Origin of the sequence: Paraburkholderia sp. BL23I1N1 (assembly GCF_003610295.1) — a bacterium.
Lineage (GTDB): Bacteria > Pseudomonadota > Gammaproteobacteria > Burkholderiales > Burkholderiaceae > Paraburkholderia.
In genome coordinates this window covers 81,592-104,558 of sequence record NZ_RAPV01000002.1, presented here as the reverse complement: position 1 = coordinate 104,558, position 22,967 = coordinate 81,592, and the positions used below count along the sequence as shown (strand labels likewise).

27 protein-coding genes and 2 pseudogenes are annotated in these 22,967 nt (G+C 59.5%); 13 read left to right on the top strand and 16 right to left on the bottom strand.

What is annotated here, in order from left to right:
- Positions 1-229: 229 nt before the first annotated feature.
- From B0G76_RS33075 to B0G76_RS33040, 8 genes are all read right to left on the bottom strand, one after another.
- Positions 230-844: a class I SAM-dependent methyltransferase gene (locus tag B0G76_RS33075; RefSeq protein WP_120297041.1), complete on the bottom strand. Its 615-nt coding sequence runs from the start codon at positions 842-844 to the stop codon at positions 230-232.
- 201 nt (positions 845-1,045) lie between these two features.
- Positions 1,046-1,774 carry a cytochrome c biogenesis CcdA family protein gene (locus tag B0G76_RS33070; RefSeq protein WP_120297040.1) on the bottom strand — a complete coding sequence of 243 codons (729 nt, stop codon included), beginning with the start codon at positions 1,772-1,774 and terminating at the stop codon, positions 1,046-1,048.
- Positions 1,774-2,160 carry a thioredoxin family protein gene (locus tag B0G76_RS33065; RefSeq protein WP_120297039.1) on the bottom strand — a complete coding sequence of 129 codons (387 nt, stop codon included), beginning with the start codon at positions 2,158-2,160 and terminating at the stop codon, positions 1,774-1,776. Before B0G76_RS33065 ends, B0G76_RS33070 begins: the two co-directional genes overlap by 1 nt.
- Positions 2,161-2,371: 211 nt before the next feature.
- Positions 2,372-2,587, bottom strand: coding sequence for a GDCCVxC domain-containing (seleno)protein (locus B0G76_RS44350; RefSeq protein ID WP_120297038.1), 216 nt, complete (start codon positions 2,585-2,587; stop codon positions 2,372-2,374).
- 93 nt (positions 2,588-2,680) lie between these two features.
- Complete coding sequence (locus tag B0G76_RS33055) at positions 2,681-3,187, bottom strand: DoxX family protein (protein WP_120297037.1); 507 nt, start codon at positions 3,185-3,187, stop codon at positions 2,681-2,683.
- Positions 3,184-3,999: a DNA-binding domain-containing protein gene (locus tag B0G76_RS33050; protein ID WP_120297036.1), complete on the bottom strand. Its 816-nt coding sequence runs from the start codon at positions 3,997-3,999 to the stop codon at positions 3,184-3,186. Before B0G76_RS33050 ends, B0G76_RS33055 begins: the two co-directional genes overlap by 4 nt.
- Positions 3,971-4,861, bottom strand: a complete 891-nt coding sequence (locus tag B0G76_RS33045) for a DUF692 domain-containing protein (protein ID WP_120297035.1) — start codon at positions 4,859-4,861, stop codon at positions 3,971-3,973. Before B0G76_RS33045 ends, B0G76_RS33050 begins: the two co-directional genes overlap by 29 nt.
- Positions 4,862-4,876: 15 nt before the next feature.
- The gene (locus B0G76_RS33040; protein ID WP_120297034.1) at positions 4,877-5,197 is read right to left on the bottom strand and encodes a DUF2282 domain-containing protein; all 321 of its coding nucleotides are present in this window, start codon (positions 5,195-5,197) and stop codon (positions 4,877-4,879) included.
- 265 nt (positions 5,198-5,462) lie between these two features.
- Here B0G76_RS33040 and B0G76_RS33035 point away from each other — a divergent pair, with 265 nt between their 5' ends.
- The 3 genes from B0G76_RS33035 (at position 5,463) to B0G76_RS33025 (ending at position 7,314) form a co-directional block, all read left to right on the top strand.
- Positions 5,463-5,990: a sigma-70 family RNA polymerase sigma factor gene (locus B0G76_RS33035; RefSeq protein ID WP_120297033.1), complete on the top strand. Its 528-nt coding sequence runs from the start codon at positions 5,463-5,465 to the stop codon at positions 5,988-5,990.
- Positions 5,987-6,640 carry an NrsF family protein gene (locus B0G76_RS33030; protein ID WP_120297032.1) on the top strand — a complete coding sequence of 218 codons (654 nt, stop codon included), beginning with the start codon at positions 5,987-5,989 and terminating at the stop codon, positions 6,638-6,640. The genes B0G76_RS33035 and B0G76_RS33030 overlap by 4 nt, the downstream gene beginning before the upstream one ends.
- A 317-nt stretch (positions 6,641-6,957) precedes the next feature.
- Positions 6,958-7,314, top strand: a complete 357-nt coding sequence (locus B0G76_RS33025) for a hypothetical protein (RefSeq protein ID WP_120297031.1) — start codon at positions 6,958-6,960, stop codon at positions 7,312-7,314.
- A gap of 140 nt (positions 7,315-7,454) precedes the next feature.
- Here the strand turns inward: B0G76_RS33025 and B0G76_RS33020 are convergent, their stop codons facing one another.
- Entirely contained in the window at positions 7,455-7,685 is a 231-nt protein-coding gene (locus B0G76_RS33020; RefSeq protein ID WP_147394120.1) for a hypothetical protein, read from the bottom strand.
- A 555-nt stretch (positions 7,686-8,240) separates the two neighbouring features.
- Here B0G76_RS33020 and B0G76_RS33015 point away from each other — a divergent pair.
- A complete protein-coding gene (locus B0G76_RS33015) occupies positions 8,241-8,444 on the top strand; it encodes a cold-shock protein (protein WP_120298004.1) in 204 nt (67 codons plus the stop codon).
- A gap of 413 nt (positions 8,445-8,857) precedes the next feature.
- Positions 8,858-9,139 carry an RNA chaperone Hfq gene (gene hfq / locus B0G76_RS33010; protein ID WP_120297029.1) on the top strand — a complete coding sequence of 94 codons (282 nt, stop codon included), beginning with the start codon at positions 8,858-8,860 and terminating at the stop codon, positions 9,137-9,139.
- A gap of 23 nt (positions 9,140-9,162) precedes the next feature.
- Here hfq and B0G76_RS33005 read toward each other — a convergent pair whose 3' ends face one another.
- Positions 9,163-9,426: an XRE family transcriptional regulator gene (locus B0G76_RS33005; protein WP_120297028.1), complete on the bottom strand. Its 264-nt coding sequence runs from the start codon at positions 9,424-9,426 to the stop codon at positions 9,163-9,165.
- Between the two features lie 752 nt (positions 9,427-10,178).
- Between B0G76_RS33005 and B0G76_RS32995 the strand changes: the two genes are divergently transcribed.
- The 4 genes and pseudogenes from B0G76_RS32995 to B0G76_RS44345 form a co-directional block, all read left to right on the top strand.
- Positions 10,179-10,751 (top strand): phasin family protein, encoded by a 573-nt coding sequence (locus B0G76_RS32995; RefSeq protein WP_120297026.1) that lies wholly within the window; start codon positions 10,179-10,181, stop codon positions 10,749-10,751.
- 500 nt (positions 10,752-11,251) lie between these two features.
- Entirely contained in the window at positions 11,252-11,422 is a 171-nt protein-coding gene (locus tag B0G76_RS43130; RefSeq protein WP_183082256.1) for a hypothetical protein, read from the top strand.
- A 115-nt stretch (positions 11,423-11,537) separates the two neighbouring features.
- Positions 11,538-12,043, top strand: a pseudogene (locus tag B0G76_RS32985) (glyoxalase).
- Positions 12,044-12,089: 46 nt separating this feature from the next.
- Positions 12,090-12,284: pseudogene (locus tag B0G76_RS44345) on the top strand (hypothetical protein); the annotation flags it as partial.
- A 389-nt stretch (positions 12,285-12,673) separates the two neighbouring features.
- Here the strand turns inward: B0G76_RS44345 and B0G76_RS32975 are convergent.
- A complete protein-coding gene (locus B0G76_RS32975; protein WP_120297025.1) occupies positions 12,674-12,922 on the bottom strand; it encodes a DUF2442 domain-containing protein in 249 nt (82 codons plus the stop codon).
- Between the two features lie 140 nt (positions 12,923-13,062).
- The gene (locus tag B0G76_RS32970) at positions 13,063-13,452 is read right to left on the bottom strand and encodes a PleD family two-component system response regulator (RefSeq protein ID WP_120297024.1); all 390 of its coding nucleotides are present in this window, start codon (positions 13,450-13,452) and stop codon (positions 13,063-13,065) included.
- A gap of 180 nt (positions 13,453-13,632) precedes the next feature.
- Here B0G76_RS32970 and B0G76_RS32965 point away from each other — a divergent pair, with 180 nt between their 5' ends.
- The gene (locus tag B0G76_RS32965; RefSeq protein WP_120297023.1) at positions 13,633-15,390 is read left to right on the top strand and encodes an ATP-binding protein; all 1,758 of its coding nucleotides are present in this window, start codon (positions 13,633-13,635) and stop codon (positions 15,388-15,390) included.
- An 82-nt stretch (positions 15,391-15,472) separates the two neighbouring features.
- Positions 15,473-15,757 (top strand): acylphosphatase, encoded by a 285-nt coding sequence (locus B0G76_RS32960; RefSeq protein ID WP_120297022.1) that lies wholly within the window; start codon positions 15,473-15,475, stop codon positions 15,755-15,757.
- A 312-nt stretch (positions 15,758-16,069) separates the two neighbouring features.
- Here B0G76_RS32960 and B0G76_RS32955 read toward each other — a convergent pair whose 3' ends face one another.
- Genes B0G76_RS32955 through B0G76_RS32940 form a run of 4 tightly spaced genes read right to left on the bottom strand, consistent with a single transcriptional unit; the run spans position 16,070 to position 19,958 of the window.
- Positions 16,070-16,990 carry an SMP-30/gluconolactonase/LRE family protein gene (locus B0G76_RS32955; protein ID WP_120297021.1) on the bottom strand — a complete coding sequence of 307 codons (921 nt, stop codon included), beginning with the start codon at positions 16,988-16,990 and terminating at the stop codon, positions 16,070-16,072.
- Positions 16,965-18,257 (bottom strand): MFS transporter, encoded by a 1,293-nt coding sequence (locus B0G76_RS32950; protein WP_120297020.1) that lies wholly within the window; start codon positions 18,255-18,257, stop codon positions 16,965-16,967. Before B0G76_RS32950 ends, B0G76_RS32955 begins: the two co-directional genes overlap by 26 nt.
- Positions 18,258-18,299: 42 nt before the next feature.
- Complete coding sequence (locus tag B0G76_RS32945; protein WP_120297019.1) at positions 18,300-18,992, bottom strand: RraA family protein; 693 nt, start codon at positions 18,990-18,992, stop codon at positions 18,300-18,302.
- Between the two features lie 9 nt (positions 18,993-19,001).
- Positions 19,002-19,958 (bottom strand): hydroxyacid dehydrogenase, encoded by a 957-nt coding sequence (locus tag B0G76_RS32940; protein ID WP_183082255.1) that lies wholly within the window; start codon positions 19,956-19,958, stop codon positions 19,002-19,004.
- 352 nt (positions 19,959-20,310) lie between these two features.
- On the opposite strand from B0G76_RS32940, the gene B0G76_RS32935 reads away from it, so the two are divergent.
- The gene (locus B0G76_RS32935) at positions 20,311-21,702 is read left to right on the top strand and encodes an MFS transporter (RefSeq protein ID WP_120297017.1); all 1,392 of its coding nucleotides are present in this window, start codon (positions 20,311-20,313) and stop codon (positions 21,700-21,702) included.
- Positions 21,703-21,808: 106 nt separating this feature from the next.
- A complete protein-coding gene (locus B0G76_RS32930; RefSeq protein WP_120297016.1) occupies positions 21,809-22,741 on the top strand; it encodes a LysR family transcriptional regulator in 933 nt (310 codons plus the stop codon).
- Positions 22,742-22,967: the final 226 nt, after the last annotated feature.

Here is a 22,967-nt window from a genome sequence, read left to right as displayed (position 1 = left end):
GCCGTTGCTCGGGGCGCGTCCGGCCGCCCGGCCGCGCTCCACTCCCAGTCGAAAGCGTGGCAGTCGACTGCGGCTCGGCATAGTGCGGAAATCTACTGTGGATGACCGGATACATTCCTCGCGGCGTCCATGCTCATCTACCGATTCCAGATTGGGGAGACTGGCTCGCGTGAACACATAGCCCGTCAACTGCGAGGGGTCGGCCCAGCAACGAAATATAGCCGCACCGTCATTGCTTGCGAAAGCAGCAGTAAAGAAACTGTTGTGTGGCACCTGCAGGCGTATGGTGGTCTTCGAGTATGGCCGCTGAGAGTTCGAACCCGGGTCCCATTTCGGCGAACAGACTGTTCGCATCGTATCTCATCACGTGCAGTCCGCTACAGCTGGTGGGCCCTGCCGGGCCGAAAGTGCCCATCACCACGTGACCGCCAGGCCTGAGCGCTGCCGACAGCAGCTGGACATACGCGTCTCGTTGCGATGGTTCGGTCAGGAAGTGAAAGACGGCGCGGTCGTGCCAGACGTCGTACCGGTCCTGCGGCAGCTGCGCCGTTGTGATATCGGATTCAACCCACACGATGTGGCTGGCGCTCGTACCCAACCGCCGTTTCGTCGTGTTGAGCGCAACGGCGGACGTGTCGAGAACCGTCAGATTCCGGTATCCGCGTTCGACCAAATCGTCCACCAGGGTCGACTCGCCGCCACCGACATCGATGATAGTCGCGTTCCGGTCCGACGCCACTTCGCCAATCAGTCTCAACGAAGTATCAAGGTGCGGCCGATACCAGCTTACGGCGTCCGGTGCCTTTGAGCGGTAGAGCTCTTCCCAGTGTTCCTTGCTGTCCATCTCATTCCTCGACCGCCATTGCCTCTTCAGTCACACGATAGACGATGCTGCCACGCGCGGCCCTGACTATTCCAGAATGCGTGACGGCGAGCGGCGCGACGCATAGCGGATAGCAACGCGAAAAAGTGCTGGGGTTTAACGCGCCACTGCAAGCCGCCGCTCTTGCCAGGTGGCGTCGGTCATCCACGAAGACGTCGCCAGTCACAAAGCCGTCGTGAAGGCAGTCAGCCACGGTGGACTCGCCGAGAGAATCGCCGTCTCGAGCACCTTGTCCACCCCGGTCAGCGTGAGTACGCCGAACGCGACAAAAAATGCTCCGAAGACGGCCTTCCCGACCCTCGCTGCTGAGCCGAGTCCATTGCGCCACCTGGTCATCGACGCTCGTGAGAGTGCACCCAGTATGACCAGCGGAAGGCCGGCGCCCACACCGAACACCATCATCAGCAGGGCAACCTCGCCCAGGTTTCGTCCCTGGGACGCGAGCGTCGTGGCCGCCCCCAATGTCGGACCAACGCAGGGTGTCCAGACAATCCCTACGAGCAGTCCGATAGCGAACTGACCGGGCATGGTCTCGCCCCTTATCCTGCTCAGCCACCTCTGGCCCGCACTGCCGAAGCGCGCGGTCGCACGACTGAACATCGTCTGCAGGCGGGCGGAAAGCATCACCAGCCCAAACAGAATCATCAACAGAGCGGCGCCGTTGCGAAATACACTGTCATCGAATCCGAGCGATGCGCCCAGCGTCGCCAGAAAAAGGCCGATGGCTGAAAAGGAGACACCCAGTCCGAGCGCGAGTGCGACGACTGCCATCCGGTGCGCCGACAACGCCGACGCGACGAGAACCGGAACCAGCGGCAGCACGCAGGGGGACAACGTCGACAGCGCGCCCGCCGCGAAACCCAGTCCATAAGTACCCACCCCGAAGTCCATCACAATGCCTTCGCGAAGGTATCCCTGATATCGCGCTCGCGTGTCTGTCCGGTCGACCGGGCGACTTCGTGGCCACCTTTGAACACAACAAAAGTCGACTGCTGTGTCACCTTCATGGCGCGCTTCAACGCGACTTCCCTGTCGTAGTCCGCCACGAAAATTGTCACCTGCTTCATGTCGGGTTGCGCCGAGAGGCGGTCGACAATCGGCTGCTGAACCTTGCAGGTGGGGCACCACGTCGCGTGGAAGTAGACGATGACCGGCTTCCCGGCGGCGTTAAGCTGGTCAAACTGCGCCTGGTCAAACGGCTGTTCGCCGCCGACCGCTCCGCCTGCGGCAAAGGCGAGCATGGCAACAAGAAAAATCCGCGCTATCGTTTTCCACATGCTGACTCTCCGGTTACTGACGGTGCAGACGTGATATTCGTTTGACAGGAAAGGCTATGCCACGTTTCGCTGACGGGCACGACGCGCAGATACTGGCCTGCGCCGGGTCCCCAGGAAGCTGGGTACCTCCGGCTTTCCGGGCCAGCAGACCTGCCGGATTCAGGCAGCCCCCGCGTTGAAGCGCCGAGGCCGCGTAGTTGACGGTGGCAAATCAGCGGACGCCGCATGACCCCGCCTGTTGTACCGACGGACACGCCGTCGTGCCATACGAGCAGTACACGCAACAGTCCCCGGCCTTCGGCCTGAGAATCGTCCTGCAGCGCTCGCACTCGTAAAACCACACGCAGGCATCCGTGGGCATCGTTTCTCGTTTGGCGTACCCGCACACCGGACACGTAATGGTCGATTCCAGTATGACTGCCTTCATCACTTCATCTCCCGGAACCTGAACGGACCACCTGGTAGTTCCCGATAGAACCGTACAGACGGTAGCGCCACGTATTAACAAAAAAGGTCGCTCTTAGTCTGCCGGACGACGTGACCCGTTGTCGGAGAATGTCCCGAAGCGTCGACATAAGAGGTAGTCCAGCGACCAGTTACCGGCCCCGCGGCACAGCAGAACCAGCAGAATGGCAACCCACTGGATGTGCGTCGGCCACGCGAGCGGATACACGAACACCTCGATGACGGTCGTCATGCCGAGCAACAGCAGCGCGACGGGTCGCGTGGCCAGGCCCAGCACAAGTAGAACAGGTGTCGTCAGTTCGATTGACACCGCGAGGTACGCCGTGAACTCGGGCGCAAGCAACGGCACCCGATAGTCCTCCCTGAACAGCTCAAGTGCGGCATTCCAGTCGGCCAGTTTGGTCATCGCCGAGTTCCAGAAGACCGTTGCCACCGCGAGTCGCAGTGGGAGCGCAAGGACCGTATATGGCACTCGCTCCAGCCATCCAATGACGTTCCGTATGCGGTCGTTCAGCGTCGACCCGCGAGAGGTGTTAGAAACGGATTGAGATTCGCGCGTCATGTGAACTGGCTCCCGGTCGTGGGTCCGCATGCGTCGTTTGATGTGCAGACATCGATAAAACACCCCGACGCGAGGAGGGATGCGAGCCAGCGGTGCGCTTCCCCGTGCGGCGCCTCGGGAAGCACATCCTGCAATGGGCACCCAGCAAACAACGCCGTCGCAAACCGCCATTGCCACTCAGCTATCTGCCTGACCTCTACACCGGCTGTGCTCCGGAAAACATGGAGCCAGACCGGGCCAGCGCTCAGCCTGATGGCCGCCAGTGCGCCATCGTCGCGGGTCAATACCGCACGCCAGATGACATCGACTGGATAAGCGGATTGAAGTAGTCGTACAACCGGGTTCGGCACGAACCGTACGGACTTCAGCCCGTCATCGTTCAATTGCCCAAGGCGCGGCAGGTCAAGCGGCCTTGCGTCTGGTGCATGCAGCACTTCGGTCACGGCCCATTCGAGACGTGCGGTGTCCGGCAGATAGTCGAGTGACACCGCTTCCGGCATCTGTGCCAGGAAATCCGGGAACGTCGCACCGTAGCTATCGAGCTGCGCATGCGACGGTGGGCATTGCCCGATGAACAACCGTGCGGCCCCTTCAAAGAATTCTTCTCCAACCAGAGCCTGTACGGCCGGATAGGAAAGCTGCAGCGCTTTCAGCAGCGTACTGTTCGCCGTATTGCGATAGATGGCGAGCCGTGCCTGCGGGGTCAGCCCTTCGGGTATCACGTAATCAGCAGCGCCGCCGTCAGCAAGACCGAGCAGGTCGCTGCGGACCGCGCGTTGCAACTCAAGCAGCGTTGGCGCATACGTCGTCATTCTGCTGCCCCTCTATATAGGCTTGCGCAATCGCCGCCTCCTCCATCAGGATGCCAAGCGCCGGCACGTCCGTGTCCCACTCAATGAGGGTGGGAACCGGTCCGAAGCGCCTGAGAGCCTGCCCGAACAGGTCCCACACGGGAGGCGCGACGCGCGAGCCGTGGTCGTCGATGCGAATAACCTGACCATGGTCAAGCTGCCGCACGGCGTGACCGGCCAGGTGAATCTCGGTAATCGCCGCTGGTGGCAGCGCATCCAGGTAAGTCAGTGCGTTCCAGCCATGATTGCTGGCGCTGACGTAGATATTGTTGACGTCGCACAGGATGCCGCAGCCGGTGCGACACGCGACCTCTGCAAGAAATTCCCATTCCGGGATGGTCGAGTGCAGGAAGCCCAGGTAGGTCGACGGGTTCTCTATCGAGATGCGCCGCTGCAGATGGGTCTGGACATGGTCGACGTGGGTACAGACAACGGCCAGCGCCTCGTCCGTCAGCGGCAATGGCAACAGGTCGGCAAAGTAGGTGCCGCCGCTGATGCTCCAGGACAGGTGTTCAGAAACCAGTCCCGGCTCCACGCGCCCGACGACCGCGCGCACGCGCTCCAGATGCGCCGCGTCCAGGCCTTCGGCGCTACCCAGAGAGAGCCCTACCCCGTGGAGAGAGACCGGGTAATCACGGCGTATGGCGTCCAGATAGCCCGGCGCGCTGCCGCCACCCATGTAGTTCTCGGTATGCACCTCAAACCACGCGACCGGCGGACATACTTCGACAACCTCCTGATGGTGCCGGAAGCGTAGCCCAATCCCGGCACGCGCCGGAATCAGGCCGGACGCACATTGCGATGCAGCAGAAGCGGTAGGCATCGATTACCCCGTTGGTTACGCGGGCTTCAGCTTGCCGCCCTGGATTTTGCTGCAATCTCCGGCGGGGAGCAGAACGAATGACTTCGTATCGCGTGCCTGGGTGGCCTGGCCGGCGCAGGAGTGGGCGCCCTCCGCGCAGTCGTTCTTCGACACGGCGTTGACGCCGTAACACTTCTCGAGTTTGTTCTGCTCCATCCGGGCCATGTTGTCCTTGACGACCTGGGGCATCTTGCTCATGTCCTTCATTTCCTGGGCCTGGGCCGGCAGCGCCTGTAGGACCAGCGCCAGGCCAATTGCCGACGACAGGGTCGAAGCGGCCATTAGATGTCTGTTCATCACGCGTCCTCCTGAGGGTTGCGGCCCGGCATCCTGGCCGTGTAGAGAAGTTCGGCCGGTCACCACAAAAGGTTACGTCTCAGGAAAACTTTTTCTGGGTGACAAACTGTCCCCTGAACCGCAAAATTTCAGGATGCGCCGGCATTCACACCCGCCCAGTCCCGTTCCAGGTTCCAAGAAAGAGGACCGGGAGTCAGTTGCGCCGCGCCGGCAGACCGGGCCTCTGGCCAACCGTACTGACGGCACGCTGGACTGGTCCACTGCGATGGCGAGAGCACAGGCGGGTGACAGGGAGGCCTATCGTGCGCTGCTTAACGACATCACGCCCTATCTTCGTGCGCTCGCCGCACGCCACATCCGCAATGGCGAGGACATGGAGGACACGGTTCAGGACGTGCTGCTCACCGTGCACGCCGCGCGCCACACGTACGACCCGGCCCGCCCGTTCGGACCGTGGCTGGTCGCCATCGCCAACCGGCGCATCGTCGACGGTCTGCGTCGGCGCGGACGCATCGGGTCACATGAAATGCCGGTAGAAACCGACCTGGAAACCTTTTCTGATGCTGCGGCGAACTTGCAGGAAGAGGCAATGAACGCCCGCCTCGTCAGGGAAGCGATTGACCAGTTGCCGGTCGGACAGCGTGATGCCATGCGAATGCTGAAGCTCGAGGAAATGTCTCTTCAGGAGGCCGCGACTGCGAGCGGAACGTCGGTTGCTGCGTTAAAAGTGGCCACTCACCGGGCAATGAAGCGGCTGCGCGGACTGTTCCTGCCGCGAGGTAGCAAATCATGACGCGGACCCCGGAACTGATTGACGTGCTGGTTGCGGACGCAACGCCGGTCCGGCGTCTGCGCCCGCCCGCGGCGAGAGCCGCATGCTGGCTGCTGTTTGCGGGACTTGTGATGCTTTTCGTCGGTATCGCGCATGGAGTGCGGGTCGACCTGGCGCTCAAACTCCATCAACCTCTTTTTGTCATCGGCGTGGCCGCAGCCATGACGACGGGTGTGCTTGCCGCAGTGGGGGCGTTTATCGCCAGTGTGCCGGGTAGGTCACGTCGTTGGCTTCTGTTGCCAGCACCAGCTGCTCTCGTCTGGGTGGCGACGATTGGCTATGGCTGCCTGACCAGCTGGGTCTCCATTGGGCCGGACGGTATGTCGTTGGGAGAAACGGCCCGATGCTTCGCAACGCTGGTGCTGGTTAGCGTGCCGCTATCCCTGGTGATGCTCATCATGCTGCGCTACATAGCTCGCCTCTCCCCAGGCCCGGTGACGATGGCGGGTAGTCTCGCGGTCGCCGCAATGACTGCGGTCGCGCTCTCAATCCTTCACCCGCTCGACGCGACGGCGATGATACTGCTGTGGAATCTCGGTGTGGCTGCACTTTTTCTTTCGGTAAGCGGTCGGTACGGCCAGCGGATTCTTGTCTGGCTGACGCGGGGCTAATGCGCCTGTGAGCCGTCAAAGCTCCAGAAGGCGTTTCCTCGGGCAGGCGATGCGCTCTGATGCTAGTTGCCAGTTTTCCAGAAATGCCTTGATATACTTCGGGCTGCAAAATGCAAGCGAACGCGGCCGAAGTAATCCGAAAATGAACACGGTTATGTGTGTGGCGGCGTCGATTTTTCATTAGACAGCGGCGATTGAATGCGCAAACACCCTGTCTATGATTTAACGGCCATCGGTAATATTGCTAGCCCGCGCGCAGCGGTTTTCCCGCCGTCTGCGCACTCTCTTTCGTTGCAAACCAGAACGACGGACGTCGGATGGAAAACACCCGAGAGTTAAACGCCGGAGATGCAGCCGCACTCCTGTGCTATCTGGCGGTCTGCGAGCTCGCGGTCATGGCTCTTCAAGGCGCATCGCTGACGACCGCAGACCTCGTCGAATCGTCCCGGATATGGCTCGCCCGCAATTGTCTGTCCGCCGGCTGGCTTGAACGCGTCACACTCGCGCAGCGTGCTGGCGACGTTGTAAAGCAGGTCGTGCATCAGGGCAGGATTTCTCCGGAGAAATTGATACCCCAACGTATGTTCGTCGATGCCACGACGGTCAACTATGAGGACCCTCTCGTGGCACGTGTGTGGAAAGCCAGTCTGGACGCCGTCGGCGAAGGCGGATAGCGTTAGCCGGGCCGCCGAATGACAATTGACGTCCTCTTGCCCCGAAGGAAGGGAGGACATCAACCGCACCCCATGCTCCTGCATGCATTGAACTAATTGGCGATGCCAGACTGCTCAGCTATGACAGAGATTCGACAGGGCTAACCCATCAGTTTCATCAAGGCACATCGCCCGATTTCGGCTTTCGCATATTCGATGGCAAATTGACGCGCTTCAACCTCGGTCGGAAAGGTGCCTAGTGCCCCGGTTGCCTGCCTGTGCTGCCCTGTTTCGTCGGAGATGACGGCGCTCGCGATGAAACCTCTAATGTCCTGCCCAACGACTGCGAAAATCAAGGTCCCCATGTAGTCAACGGATGCTACCTGTAACATGACGGAGTTCCTCCTGTAAGTCAGATACTGAAAGCCGATGTACTGGCCCGCCGCGTTTCTCTCGCAGCACAAGCTTCAAGGGACTGCCGATTCAGCAATGGCGTCGCCCCATCTACGCTCTCGTTGTAGAGTATTCCTAAACTTCACCTGTGCGGCAATCCCACTCATTCAAACACGGCTATTGTGCATCCCCTCCGGCGACCGTGGCCTCGTCGGAGCGACAGAACCGTCGTGCGAGCCCAACGGTTTCGATGCCGTGACAAGAATCCGGCCCCCTGAGACATCTGGTTCTCTGCGACGGGCGCCGAGACGTCTTCGCGAACCGCAATGCGGTCGCGACCGCGACGGCTGCCAGCGCGGTGTCGAGCGGCCTGAATCCGCGCCTAATCCGGATTGACCCCTGAACTACAGTAGGCTACAACATCACTGTTGACCTCTCTGATAGCGGTCGGGAACTGCAATTGAGCGCAAGGTACTAGCTGCCCTGTTGCAGGGTATGTAAGCCTCGCGCGCACCGAATTAAGCGTGCTCTGAAAATTTTATTGGGAACGGATGATGGCGACTGGCACGGTAAAGTGGTTTAACGACGCCAAGGGCTTCGGGTTTATCACGCCGGACGATGGCGGAGAGGACCTATTTGCCCATTTCTCGGAAATTAGCGCAGCAGGTTTCAAGACGTTGCAAGAGAACCAGAAGGTCAGCTTCGACGTAAAGATGGGGCCAAAGGGCAAGCAGGCCGCAAATATCAAACCGGTCTAGGCGGGGAGTCTGCGCCTTTGACCCGCACGATGCCCGGTCGCGGCGCATCGAGTTTTCAAGCAGGAGTCGCGAAAAGGCGCCCGATGAAAACGTGGCGCCCTGCTGCAAGCACCGAAATTCCGCATCAACGCGAGGTTCGGGTATAGGCGTCGCCCGGCTGGACGGAGGTCGGGGCGGCACGCAGCGGCAACGAAGGAACACACCGCGAGTATTGCGCCGACGCACAGTTCGCCTACCAGAGTTACGGCTCGGCTAGGCGCTCAACTGCGTGGCTACCGCTGCCATTACCTGGGCGAAATAGCGGAAGCGCGCCTCGACGCCCTTGAGTCGCAGTAACACACTATCTCCGGACTGGAGGGCGGCTTCAGGTATCGCCGGTACAATCGAAGCACCTATCGCTTTGACCTCAGAACATGACCGCGCGACCATCCGTACAAGACGAGTTTCTGCAGACGCTCTTAAACGACAAGACCACAGTAAACGTGTTCCTCGTGAACGGCATCAGACTGAGTGGTCAACTGGCCGGCTTTGACCAGTTTGCAGTTCTGTTGGAGTCTGGCCCAGGCGTGCAACTTGTTTTCAAACATGCCATTTCGACCGTGATGCCGGTCAATGGCAGGGGCCCGGCACTCGACCCGACCGACGCCTCGGTGAGCCACGACAAGCCGAATCAATTGCGAGTTCGCGCCCGATGAGAACTGCGATGACATGCTGTGCGCTACACTTGAACTGCACATAGCCAGGCGACGTCCACGTCGAGAAGTTCAGAAAGACGCGCGCAATCAGTGCTCTTCGGAACGATGACTCCGGCGCGCCAAAGGGTCACTTCGCGTTCCGGTACGCCGAGCGACCTGGCCACCCGGCTTGATGTGACCTTTGCCCGCTTGATGGTCATGTCCAGACGTGCTGCGAAGGCCCGCCTGGAACTGTTGTTTCTGAGGGCGCTCTCCAGATGTGCATCCATATTCAGGCGACGATTCATGGCGTGAAATGCTCCTGTTTGACTCCATCTCAACCAAACTTATTTGTCTCAAGCCACGAATGTATGACGCGGCACGAAGGCGGCTGCTTGCAGTCAAGCGCTAACGCCAGACACGCGTGTCGTTCAGGCGAGCTTCAATGCATTGAAACGCTTCTTGCTGCACGTCGTCCCCGCGCCGCGATAAGCCAACGTTCAGTCGATGGCAATCGACTCAGACGCTGCTCCCGATATCGCGGTCACGGTCAGACGTCGCTCCACCGTGTTCCTCGAGTGAAGTGAGCGCGCAATAAAAAACTCATCCGACGAAGAAGCTGTCGAAACACATGCGCAAAGGCGCGCTCCTGTTTTGCGTCACCCGCTTTTTGTCGCCAGCGGGTCCTGGAAGTTCCATTTTCAGAACACGGGCTTGCCTGAAAAAAGTGCCGCACTGTTCCGCGAGTTCGTCACGAATCGCGAAGATGAGCGCCGCGCGGAAACGCCATCGCAATGAGGAACGGCGGCCAATACGTTACGCCGCGGCAAGGAAAAACGCCTCCTGACAGAGTGCCCCACGATAGGCCGATTCAATTGGCATATCAACCGTCACCGTCCTGTAATGGAGTCTTCGTCGTTTGCAGTTTCTGCATCTGTTGACTCTTGCCGAGCTTTCTAAAATGTATGAAGACACGCTGGCTTCCCGGCGACGGGCTTCATCATTTGGTCACCGTTGCCGAACATGCTGAGCTTTGGATATATGCCTTCAGGGGACGAACATGACTGAATTTCAGGGGCAAGTTGCTGCAGCCCGACAAGCAAATCTTGACTTCTTTTTTGGCCTGGCCGGCAAAATGCTGGAAGGCGAGGAAAAGCTTGTCAGACTGAATCTGGAAACGGCGAAGACGACGTTTGCCGATTGGTACCAACGCACGCAAGAGGGGCTGACGCAAAAGGAGGGACAGGAAGTTACCGGCTTGCAAAACGCGCTGGCGCTGCCCCTGGCGGAGAAGGTCCTGACGTACGAGCGTCAGGTTGCCGAGATTGCATCGACCATGCAAACGCAGCTGGCAGAGGTCGTCAATGCCCATTACCAAGAGGTCAATCGCCTGGTCCAACGGTTCGTCGAGAATGTCGCGCAAAACGCCCCGGTCGGCTCCGAGGCCGCCATCGCATTTCTGAAACAAGGTGCTTCGCTCGCCAACACCACCTACGAAGACGTGCAAGGAGCCACGCAGCAGGCAGTCGAAGTCGAGCAAAGCGACCTGAGCGCCACAACTGAAGCCGCATCGGAGGTGACCGAAGCGGCTGACCTGGCAGTCAAGAAAGCGGCGAAGCCGGTAAAGCAGTAATTTGAAGGAACGGTGGACGCGCGTGGTCGCACGGCCCGGCGAGGTAACGAGCGTGGCCACACTGCGATGTGGCCACCAGCGGACAAACCCGACTGTCGAGTGCGCGGGTCGTTCTTTCCGGTGCGCGCCATGTTCGCGCTTCGGCTTCTCGCATTCGGCGCGGTTGTTCAGCTTGGGTACGTCTGCAGAGTTGTCGCTGACATCAGCCTGTTTGCAAGGCCGCAATTCGAGAAGACGTCGCGCAAGCATCAAGCCCATCGACCGGTAGTCGCCGAGGATGTCCAGCGCTTCCGACCGAGCCCCCAAGCTCGGGCGCCTCGTCCTGAACCGCGGCCGCAGCGAGTATGTCCTTGTCTGGTACAGCGGCGAGGAACGCGCAGACGATGTTTTGACACCTAGCCTGGAGAAAGCTGGGACCGCCCTCCGAAAAGCATGGAAGCAGCGGTTGTCGGCGCCCCTTTTCACACGCACGGACATGTTAGTTCGAGGAGGAGGATGCCATGACGAATCACCCAATTGAACAGACGCGCGGTGTGAACCGCGGCGATGATAAAGACGAGCGGCCGGCGGACGCCCCGGACCGTGACGTCGGCTCGCCGGTGCCTGACACCGCCGCCCCCATCCTGCAGTCAGAGGACGATGAACTGTTCGATGAAGATGCGCCGAAATAGATGCGACGTTACGGACAATCGATGGCTGTCCGGAAGCTGGGATATCAAGTGCCGTCAGGTGGCGTGAGGCCGGAATCAGTCGGGAACTGTATGCATTGTTGGAAGAGGAAGTGTCATGGAGCGAATCGGAAACCTCAGAATTCTGTTCATCGCGGGCTTTGGTCCAATCGTCCGTGATGCAGTGGCAAGCCGCAAGCTCTACAGCGAGGACCTCGGCATTCTTGGTTTCGTCATCTGTGCTCCCATTGATAAAGTTTATCAAAAAGGAGTGTCTTAAAAAGTCAGGCTACCTCAATCCTCTTCAAAGAGGAGAGTGGCGGTTATCTTCATACGGAGGCCCTGAAAGGCGCAAAGAGTTTTGCCCTGTGGCCACTTTCTCAGGCGGCCCAGTCGTGTTTCGGCAAGGAGTCTTGGCCGGACGACATTCCCGTTCCACAAGCCAGGCTCGAGTTTGATGTTGACAGTGTCGAAAAGGCAACAGCGGAGCTTGAATCGCGAGGATATCGAATGCTTGTCAAGAACAAGAAAGAACCTTGGGGTCAGACTGTCAGCCGTTTTATCTCGCCAGAAGGATTGTTGGTCGGTATTACGTTTACTCCAGGAATGCGAGGAGAAAAATAGCGTCGACTGTCCACAAAAATAGACCCGCGAGAACGGGCAGTGTCCTATGGGATACAGCGTGTGGGGTCACGCTATCCTTCAGCAGGATGCTATCCTGCTGCCCGAGCGGTACGCGGCTGGTGGGACTATTACCCAAAACAACAGGCTCGTTGAGACTTCGGGAATCCTTGGCCATTTCAGCACCGAGGATGAAGCACGGCATGCCGGACTTGCCTGGGCGCTGGCCTGGATAGATAGCCACGGGCAGTCGAATTCAACTTTGGTCGGTGCAAGAACGCCTTATCGACTGCCTCGACCGGGGCGCTTTTAACACTGTGCACCTCTTTCCTGTTCTGAATCTTGCTCACGAGAGACCCCGCTCCTGCGGAGGTCCCCCGTTAAAAGAGTCCCATGCAACTTATGGCTTTATATGTCAGAAGAAGTCTTCGATTGAAGAAGATGTAAAGACATATCTAGCGAACGGCTTTAGCCGGCGCGCCACCTGAATTTTAGAAACGCATGCCTATCGAGGCGGGCGCGCCGGACTGTAGCGCGACAATCCGACGTGCTGTGCAAAGGCAGGCCGTTTTCGGCCGGAAAGACGGACTGGCCAGTTGAGCATTCCTGGACGGCGCAACTGACGGGAGTCGCTCAAGCCTGGCGACGCGCGGTAGCAGACAGGAGCGCTAGCAGCGCGGCCACGTTCACATCCTCACCGATTTCAGGCCAGAACAATTGCTGGCGGTCCATCGAGATAGCAAAGTGTTCGCGCTCTGCTGGCGTCGCTGTTTCCAGAACAGGAAACCAGTTCAATGGGAATCGGACAGCCTGCCCGTCGGACAGGTCCAGAAGCAAATGCGTGCTGCTGTCAAAGCGCACGTCAACTGCTGCACCGCGCATGATTATCTCCTGAATGGGAAACAGGTCATAGGACAGGTCGCGGCCCGTGGCGTTCCGGAAAGAACGCCTGAAAGAAGAAGACTCGCGGCACCAGGACCGAGTCCACCTGCCGTTCAAATGACGGGAACCCAAATCGAATGTTAGTGCCCGGACATCCGCCCCGATACTTCCTGCGGCGGTCCGTCGAGCAGGCCATGAATCGCCTTTATCAACCGGCCTATGGGGACCGGCTTTAGCAACAGCACATCCCATAGCGGCTCCTCTGGTTCAGGCGGTAGCGCGGCCGACAGCATGACCACCGGAATGTCGGCCGTAGCGGTGTCGCCCTTCAAGCGCCGGCACAGGTCGACGCCGTCCAGGCGTGGCATCATCCAGTCGGTCACAATCAGCCCTGGACTCTCAATGGCGGCGACCGCGAGTGCGGCCTGTCCATCCTCCGCCGTAAGCACGCGGTATCCTTCCCGCTCCACCAGCACTCGAAGCGGGCGCAGAATATTCGGGTCATCATCCACGAGCAGTACTGTCGCCATTCTAGGAGCCGCGTTTAAATCACAAAGGGTAATGGTGTAGTGCAGCAATAGTTGTACCCAGCCTCGTCGACCGCCTGGCGGGCATTGTTACACCGGGCCCTTGTGATGCAGCGCCTACAATTCATTCTGCATGGTAATTTCTTCCGTGCGGCCACACACCGATTACGACCTGGAGGCTATATGGCCGGACTGCCTGCGTCATTGGCAGCGGACCGCGCGCGGCGCGAGGACGGTCTTGTCACGCCGACGCTCGACACGCGCGCGCATCGGCCGCCGGACTACGCGGCAGAAAGCAGCGCGATGCACTGTCTGGCGCAGGCACTTACTTCGTCCGACGGCGCCATGCTGCAGACGCTCTCTGACATGGCACTCAGTTTGTGTGAAGCGGGTAGCGCGGGCATCGGCCTGCTGGAAACCGACACTGACGGCACCCCTGTGTTCCGCTGGGTCGCGGTTTCGGGCGCATGTGTTGACACGTTGGGCACCACCACCCCGATTGCAGATAGCCCGAGCGGCTTGACGCTCGAACTGGCTGCAGGACAACTGTTTTCGTTTCCCCAGCGCCACTTCGCCTGCCTGAACGATGTTTCCCCCGAGATTATCGAAGAACTGGTCGTGCCGATTCCAGGTCAACCTGAACCGTGGGGCACCCTGTGGGTCATGTCTCACGACGGGGAGCATCTTTTCGACGCGGAGGACCGCCGAATCCTGACCAGCCTCGCGAACTTCACCTGCGCCGCGCTCACGATGACCCGGGCAAAGGCTGATGCGGAAGCCCGGGCGGCGGAAGCTGAGGCGGCCAGGAATGCACTGGCCCTGGAAGAATCACGCAAGGATGACTTCATTGCGACCCTGAGTCATGAACTACGCAATCCCCTTGCGCCCATCGACAGCGCCCTGACGGTCGCACGAAAACTCGCTACGGACAATTCCGCCGTGCTGGCTGCGTTGGGCATCGCCGACAGGCAGATGCGAATACTGAAACGGCTTGTCGGAGACCTGCTCGACGCGTCCCGGATAAGACATGGCAAACTTTCCGTCCACCTCTCATACGGGCTGCTTCAGGATATCGTGGCCGATGCGGTGACCGCGATGAAGGCCGATGCCAGAAACGGCGAGCACCGACTGCATGTCACTGTTCCGCCGTATCCGGTGACCGTTCACGCCGACGCGGCTCGACTCACCCAGGTCATATCGAATTTGTTGACGAACGCGGTGAAATACACCCCTCCCGGCGGCGACATTTCTTTATCCGTAGACGCGCCGGACCTTAGCACCGGGTCACACGACCCGTCGGTTTGCCATGCGGTCATCACGGTGAAGGACAACGGCGCGGGCATTTCATCGTCACTGCTGCCGCACGTCTTCGACATGTTTACCCAGGCGGCGTCAGCGCGAGGGCATGCAGAAGGTGGACTCGGAATCGGACTGGCGGTTGTGAAGCATCTGGTCGCCGCACACAACGGCACGGTTACCATTGCAAGCGAGGGCGAAGGTCAAGGGACAGAAGTCACCGTACAGCTCCCCATTGTCTGCAAAAGCATCGATGAACCCGTTGTCACCACGAGCCGCCCGATGGCGCCGATTCGCATCCTCCTCGTCGACGACAACGCGGACACCATGGAGGCACTGGGCACGTTGCTGGAGCTCGATGGACATCAGGTGAAACGGGCTCAGAGCGGACCCGACGCGCTCTCGATTGTGGAATCGTTCATCCCGGATGTTGCCCTGGTTGATATCACCATGCCCGGCATGGATGGCCTCGAGCTTGCGCAACTGCTCCGCCTTCGGGCCCAGTGCTGCCAGACGAAGCTGGTCGCGTTGACGGGCCATACCGATGCCGCCAGCGGACCTCAGACCGACGAACGGGTATTTGACTTCCATCTCACCAAGCCACTGTCGCTTGATGACCTGGCGGATGTCATGCGGCGCTCATAGAACCGGGCCATTTCATTGAACGGCGAAGCTGCGTGAATACTTTGCAAGGACCACACACGTGGAAACCAACAACAATGATGGAATGCTTGAGACTCGGCTGGTGCAGGTGCGTGGCCAGGTGCAGGGCATCGGCTATCGGGAAGCCTGCGTACGCCAGGCCCAGACGGCAGGCGTCACCGGATGGGTACGGAACCGCCTGGATGGCTCAGTGGAGGTAATGCTGCAGGGTTCACCGGAGCAGCTTGCCGACATGTGCGTCTGGCTAAGCGAGGGCATGTCCGCAGCGCTGGTCGAAACGCTCGAGGTGACCGAGATGCAGCCGCCGTTTGCTCGCTTTGACTCCTTTGAGCCATTGCCCACGCTGTAAAGGCGCGTAATTCACGACGGCGAATCAGGTGGAGTTTTCCACGTGCAGGTATGCCGGGCAGCTTCATCACGAATCCCAACGCGAGGGGCGGTCAAACGAACCCAGCAGCATCGATAAGCCGCGTCGCGGCTCATATAAAGCTGGCCGGCACCCTTGCTGAACAGTGCAGACAGCGTATGGCTGTCTTAGACTGGATACGCGACACGTGCATCGTCGGACAAGGTTGCAACTCCTTGGCTAGCAAGAGAAATAGATGGGTGGCGACAGCGACGGCCTGGCGCAGCAAGATGCTCCACCCGCCACGACGTGCCGTTAGCCTGCGGTCCGGTGCGAGACCATCACTTTCCCTGGAACCTCGACGCGTGCTCGATAAATTTGAGCGCTGCAAGATTCAGTGATAAAGATGTCCCGGTTCTCAGGTCCGCCGAAAGCGAGGTTCGTGGAGAGATTGCCGGCCGGCGTATTTACTCGGTAGGTCGGCTCGCCTCGTGCGTTGAAGACCCAAACGGCGCCCATACCTGCATGGGCAATCAGCAGACCGCCCGAGGAATCGAGCGCCAATCCATCAGGGCCAACGCCGCCCGAAAGCTGGATGAACGTACCGACCTTTGCGACACCACCATTGAGGATTGGCACTCGCCACACCGCGTTCGCACGCGTTACCGCGAGCAGCAGCGCGTGTTCATCGAGGTCCATCACCAGACCGTTCGGGCTGGGCACATTCGATAGCAGGCAATCGACCTTTCCATCTCGCCTCACGCGGAAGACACGTCCGGTCGGGTCGTGCAGGCCCGTGAGTCCCTGGTCGGTGAAAATGAGGTCACCGTTGGCCGCGAAGAACAAGTCATTGACGGCCTTGAATCGCTCCATGCCGGCTCGCACCAGGAACGGCTTCACAACCTTCGAGCCGGGCTCATGCATCATGATGCCGTGCTTGTAGTCAGCGATGAACACGAGACCATCTTCGCGAATCTTGAGCCCGTTAGGCCAACCGTCGTATTCGACAGCAACCGAGAATTCACCATTCTGGTCGATATTCAGGATTCGGCCATTGACTACATCGACGCACCAGAGAATCCCATCGCGGTCAAATGACGGTCCTTCAAGGAAGCTCGAGGCGTGCAGTCCAGCCGGTTGGCCCGCGTTCCATTCGCTTGTCTCGGTGCCGGTGCGCAGTTCGTCCGGTAAGCGTGCGAACGGCTTGGCTTCAAGCGTTTCGGGTAGTGCATACATCGCTGGTTGCCTCCGTTACGGTGATGGGACCACGCGTGAGCATCAGGGTTGCCGCAGCAGCTGCCAGCACCAGAATACCCGTGATGACGAAGCCGGCGTGATAGCTATGTGTCATCGACACGACGTAACCGGTAGCGATAGGAGCCATGAGGCCGAACAGGTTGCCACCAGTGCTAATCATGGCAATCGCGGTGCCCGAGTCCTTCTTCGACGGCAGCAAGTCGTTGACCAGCGAAAGATTCGACGCGACCGCCGCCGTGCAGCCGGTGAGCGAGAGGGTCAGCAACGTCATAACCAACCAAAGTTCGTTCACCGTCGGAATCAGCAGGATGAGCGCGGACAACACCAGGCAGGCAGCGACCACTACGCGACGATTGCCATCGGAAATCTTTTTGTTGCGCAGATAGCGGTCACTGCAGATACCAACCAGCACGCCAAGCACTGCCGCACCGGCATAGGGAAACGCGGTAAAAAAGCCGCTTCGCGTAATACTCATGCCCTTCTCCGCCTGGAGGTAGCTCGGCATCCAGGTCAGGAAGAGGTACGTCGCGTACACGGCGCAACCGTGAGCGAACGCGATAGCCCAGATGGTCTTTGAGCGAACCAGCGCTTCAAAGCCGAGGCGCTCAGGTTCCGGCGCTTTGGACGTGCCGAAAGCGTCACGGGATTCGAGGATGTATTTGCGTTCCTCAGCACTCAGCCACTTTGCGTCTCCAGGCTGACGGAACCAGATGAGCCATGCTGCCAGCCAGACTAAACCCATCGAAGCGGCGACGAGAAATGCAGCGCGCCAACCATAGGTCGTGACGACCCAACTGAGCCCAATTGCGCCAATTGCGGGGCCGAGAAGACTGCCGGCATGAAAGACAGACGTCGCGATACCGCGCTCGGACGCCGGAGCCCACTCACGCAACACTCGCCCGCCTGCCGGATAAGACGTCGATTCGCCGAGTCCCATCAGCAAGCGAGTCACCAGAAGAGAGACGAATCCGCCCGTTGCTGCCGTGAGCGCCGTTGCGAGCGACCAGAAGCCGATGCCCCAGGCGTTCAAACGCTTCGTGCCGTACATGTCGACCAACAGTCCCATCGGAATGAGGGCAATGAAGTAAAGCCACAAGAACGATGAGAACAGGTAGCCGAGCATCACCGGCGACAACGAGAATTCCTTGCTTATCTGGGACGATGCGATGGACAACGCCACACGGTCGACATAGTTCACGACCGTCAGCAAAAATAAGAACAGGTATATCCAATATCGGCGCTTCATTGCATCGTCTCCAAATATGTAGTTTTCGAACCTCGAAGCTGATTACTCGAGCGTTTCGTCCTTGCCCATCACGCCGGCGGCGCGCAGCGCGTCATCGAGCCACGGCGAAACGAGGATGCCGTCACGGATTTCGGCGAGGCGTTGAGCCTCTGCTTCGAGCTTCTTCTCAGCTGCTTTCAGAACCCTGTCCACGTCCGCACGCGGGATAACGACGACGCCGTCGCAGTCACCGATAACCAAATCGCCCGGTTCGACCGAGACGCCGCCCAACGAGATGGGAACGCCGATGCGACCGTCGAGGCCCTTGGTCGGGCCAGCGGGGTTACGGCCATTCGCAAAAATCGGCATGCTGCTATCACGAAGCGTCGCCACATCGCGCGCAGCGCCGTCGACAACCAGACCGCCCAGCCTGGCAGCGATGGCCTGGGTCACCATCAATTCGCCGAGGAGCGCGCTCGACTGAAAGCCCTTGCCGTCGACAACTATGACGTCACCCGGCTTTGCAAGTGCCAACGCCACGTGGAACATCAGGTTGTCGCCAGGGCGCACTTCGACTGGGAACGCGGGGCCTGCAACGACCATGCTCGGAACGAGCGGCTGGATGTCGCCGTGCAGAGCGCCGCGACGGCCAGCGACGTCGCACAGAACCGCGGATTGAAATTCACGGGCACGCTCGATTTGTTCCGGCGTGACGCGTTCGAAGTTTGCGGTTTCATTGAAACGGTTCGTCTTCATGGGATGACCTTAAACAGTTGCGTTGATGGCGTTCGGCTTCGGGAGAACCTGGTGCGGCGGAGTGCGGCCAGCCAGAGCTTCGATGACCGCGTGCGCGGCCGCGTGGCCCATCCGGACCAGCGATTCCTTGCTGCTGGCTGCAATATGAGGAGAAGCTACGAAGTTCTCGAGCGTCAGCAGCGGATGCGACGCCGGGACCGGTTCGGTTTCGAACACGTCGCTCGCCGCGCCTGCAATTTGTCCATCGACCAGCGCCTGATAAAGAGCGCATTCGTCGACAATGCCGCCGCGCGCCACGTTGATGAAGAGCGCTGAGTTGCGCATGAGCTCGAATTCGGCTTTGCCGACGAGGTTCTTCGTGGAAGCCAGGAGTGGCAAGTGCAGGCTGACAACGTCGCAGAGCGGAAGCAGTTCCTGGATGGAATTCACACGAACGGCGCCAAGCTCTTCAAATGCAGCGCCGGGAACGTATGGGTCGTACACCATCAACCCGGTACCGAACGCGGCCCTGAACAGACGCGCCGTTCTTCGGCCGATGTCACCGAAGCCGAGAAGACCGACGGTCTTTCCGGTCAGTTCGACGCCGCCCTGGAGTTGCGTTTGCCGCGGTTGACGCAGTTCCCGGTCCGCCACACTGACCTTCCTGGCGAGCGCCAGCGCGATAGCGAGTGCGTACTCGGCGACAGCGTTTGCATTGGCTCCCGGCGTGTTCGTCACCAGGACGCCAGCTTCGCTCGCTGCCTCGATATCGACGTTATCCACGCCAGTGCCGTGCTTCGCGATAATCTTGAGATTTTTGGCCTTCGGAAAATCAGACGCTCTAACTTCAAACGTTCTGACGACGATGGCATCTGCGTTGGCGTGCCAGTCGGCGTTTCGCGATTGGGGGTAATTGACGACCGTGTGAGCCTTCGAGAGCAGTTCAACTGCGCTCGGGTCAATCGGGTCCATGACGAAGACTTTCATGTGCTTGTTCCGCTGTTGGAGAGGTAGTGGGGCCAAGCATAAGAGCGTCGTGGGGCCGATACGTAGCGACATTTCTCGACGCGGGACCATTCAATTCGCGACTGTCCGGTATAACCCTTAATAGCAAACGCTGAATCAGGCAGATAGCGATGAGGTTGGTGATGTAGCACACCTTTCTCGGTGGGCTTTCAGGCCGCTTGCGGGCCAACTAGGGGTTATTACGCAAGTCAGAAAAGGAATGCAGGAACATCGACAAAAGTCGTTATGCCTTGACCTTTCAGGCGGCTTAGGATGGGCCACGGTCAGAGAACCGGAACAGTAACCGGCGCCGCCGGGCTAGAAGGAGACATGCATGAAAGGCAGCAGCAACGCCCGGACGGGCTATCGCTGGATTGTTCTCGCGATGATATTTTTGACTTACTCCATCGCAGGAGCAGACCGCGCCAATCTTGGTGTGGTCATCCCAACGATTCGAAACGAATACCACCTTAGCAATACCGACATTGGGGCCATGGCGAGCCTGTTCTACTTCGGCTACGCCATCGTGCAGATTCCGACCGGATACCTCTTCGGCAAGCTCGGCGTGCGAGGACTCATGGTCGGCTCCATGGTCTTGACTTCCCTCGCGACCCTGTTCATGGGCTTGACAGGAAGCGTCTTCCAGCTCAAGGCGGCTCGCGCAATCCTCGGACTCGCCGAAGGTCCAATCAACATCGGTATTGTGTCAACCATCAATCGGTGGTTTCCGCCTCAAGAGAAGGGGCTTGCAGCAGGTGTATTCATCTCGGCCATCAAATTCTCTCCTGCATTCGTTCCGCCGCTGTGCGCTCTGTTGCTTCTAAAGTTCGGCTGGCGAGATGTGTTCTTCTTCTTTGCCATACCCGGACTTATCAGTTCGCTGCTCTGGTTCTGGCTGGTCCGCGACGAGCCCAAAGAATCACGCTTCGTTTCGCAGAGCGAGGTCGACTACATCAAGGCGGTGCCGTCGGTAGAGCAGGTGAAGAGCCCGATGAAAGATGGCACGACCGTTGAGCACTCGTGGGTAGACCGCCTTATTCGGACTCGCCGGGTGGAACTGCTGTCTACAGGTCGCTCCATCTTTACGTCATGGAACGTCTGGGGATGCGCGCTCGGCTATTTCTTCCTGGTGGGCATTACCTACGCCATCATGACCTGGGTTCCCACATACCTGGTAAGCGTGAAGCACTTGTCGGTGATGAAGATGGGAGCAGTCGCTTCCGCACCTTGGGTCGGCGCCATTGTCGGCAACCTGCTCGGGGGTTGGCTTTCGGACACGGTATTTGCGCGGCGTCGTAAGCCCGTCATGATGATTACCTCAGTGGCAACGGTCGGCATGATGTACGCGCTGCTGTTTGCCCCCAATGACCCGATGCTGCTTGCACTCCTGTTCTTCACCGCAGGCGTGCTGCTGAATCTCGGATACTCGACGTTCCTGGTGTATCCGATGGGCATTGCGACCCGCGATAAGGTACCGCTCGCCGCTTCTATCGTGAACACCGGTGGCTCTCTCGGTGGTGCATTCGCTCCGTTCATCGTCGGTCTCATTCTCGACAACTCCGGCTGGCCGTGGGTGTTCGCTTTCCTGGCTGCATGCTCGGCCGCAACGTTCCTGCTTCTGCTCAGCATCATCGAACCGCGAAGCGCAGCATCTGGCGATGAGCAACCAGCAGTTGCAAGCCCCGGTCACGGAACCGACAGGCAACTCGTCGAGAGAAGCGCTTAATCAATCTTTGCGATGTACTTCTGCTCACCTGCAGCGACCGCTGCCATGCACTCCTATAATGGGACGCCGCGAGTTCGCGGTGTCCCAGTAGGTTATCCAACGCGATATGACTCTCAAACAGCTTGAGGCCTTTTATTGGGCGGCGAGCCTTGGCAGCTTCTCGATAGCCGCAACCCGGTTGCACGTAACGCAGTCTACGCTCTCGAAACGCATTGCCGAACTGGAAGCCGCTCTGAACGTACCGCTCTTTGACCGGTCGGCCCAACGGTCGGTGTTAACAGAGCATGGGACTCGGATTCTCGGCCATGCTCACAAGATTCTTCAGTTCGAGGGGGAGATTCACGAACTCCTCGGTACTCCACCGCATCTATCAGGCCTCTGCCGCTTCGGCGTCAGTGAACTCACGGCTCTCACCTGGTTCCCGAAGTTCGTGGCACGAATTACAACCGAACACCCCGACTTGGCATTGGAGCCGTATGTAGACCTGGCAGCGGGACTGGAGCGCCGCCTCGTTCGCGGTGAGATTGATTTCGCTATCCTTCCGCAAAGCAGCGAAGAGAACCCAACGCTGACGTCGGTTCCGCTAGCGACGCTCGAGTTTGCGTGGATGTCCTCGCCCAGGCGAATTCCCACTGGCGCGGTCCTGAAATCCGAGGACATTGCGCGTCACCCAATCCTGACCATGACAGCGGAGTCTCGCCTGACTGCGACTTACGAGTCCTGGGCCGCCTCGAACAAGATTCACGGTCGACGTATCCTGGCCTGCAACAGCCTCAGCGCCATCGTCGGTCTGACGGTGGCTGACGTCGGCATTAGCTTCCTGCCGCGGCTGTTCATGCGCAACCTTGTCGAAGCAGGTCAGCTGAACGCCTTCAAGACGGTTCCGGAACTCCCAAGCATCGAGTATTGCTTCAAGTGGCGCACGGACGACACGAGGGCCTTCATTTCGGCGCTTGCTCAATTTGCCAAAGAGGAAGCGGACTACACGCTCTCGCTTGGCTCCCAGACGGCACACAATTCGACGACAACAGGACAATGACATCGCAAGCCGGCGGCACATCTCGCTTCAGCAAGATTCTCAGCCTTGACGACTTCGAGGCGGCAGCCAAACGGTATCTCCCACGCCCAATCTTTGGCTATGTTCATGGCGCAGTGGAAGACAATGTCTCGCTTGTCATGACCCGTGAGCGCTTCAGGTCCTTTGCCTTCATACCGCGAGCGCGCCGGGCCTGCGGGCAAGTTCGCGGCCCCATCGACATGGAGTT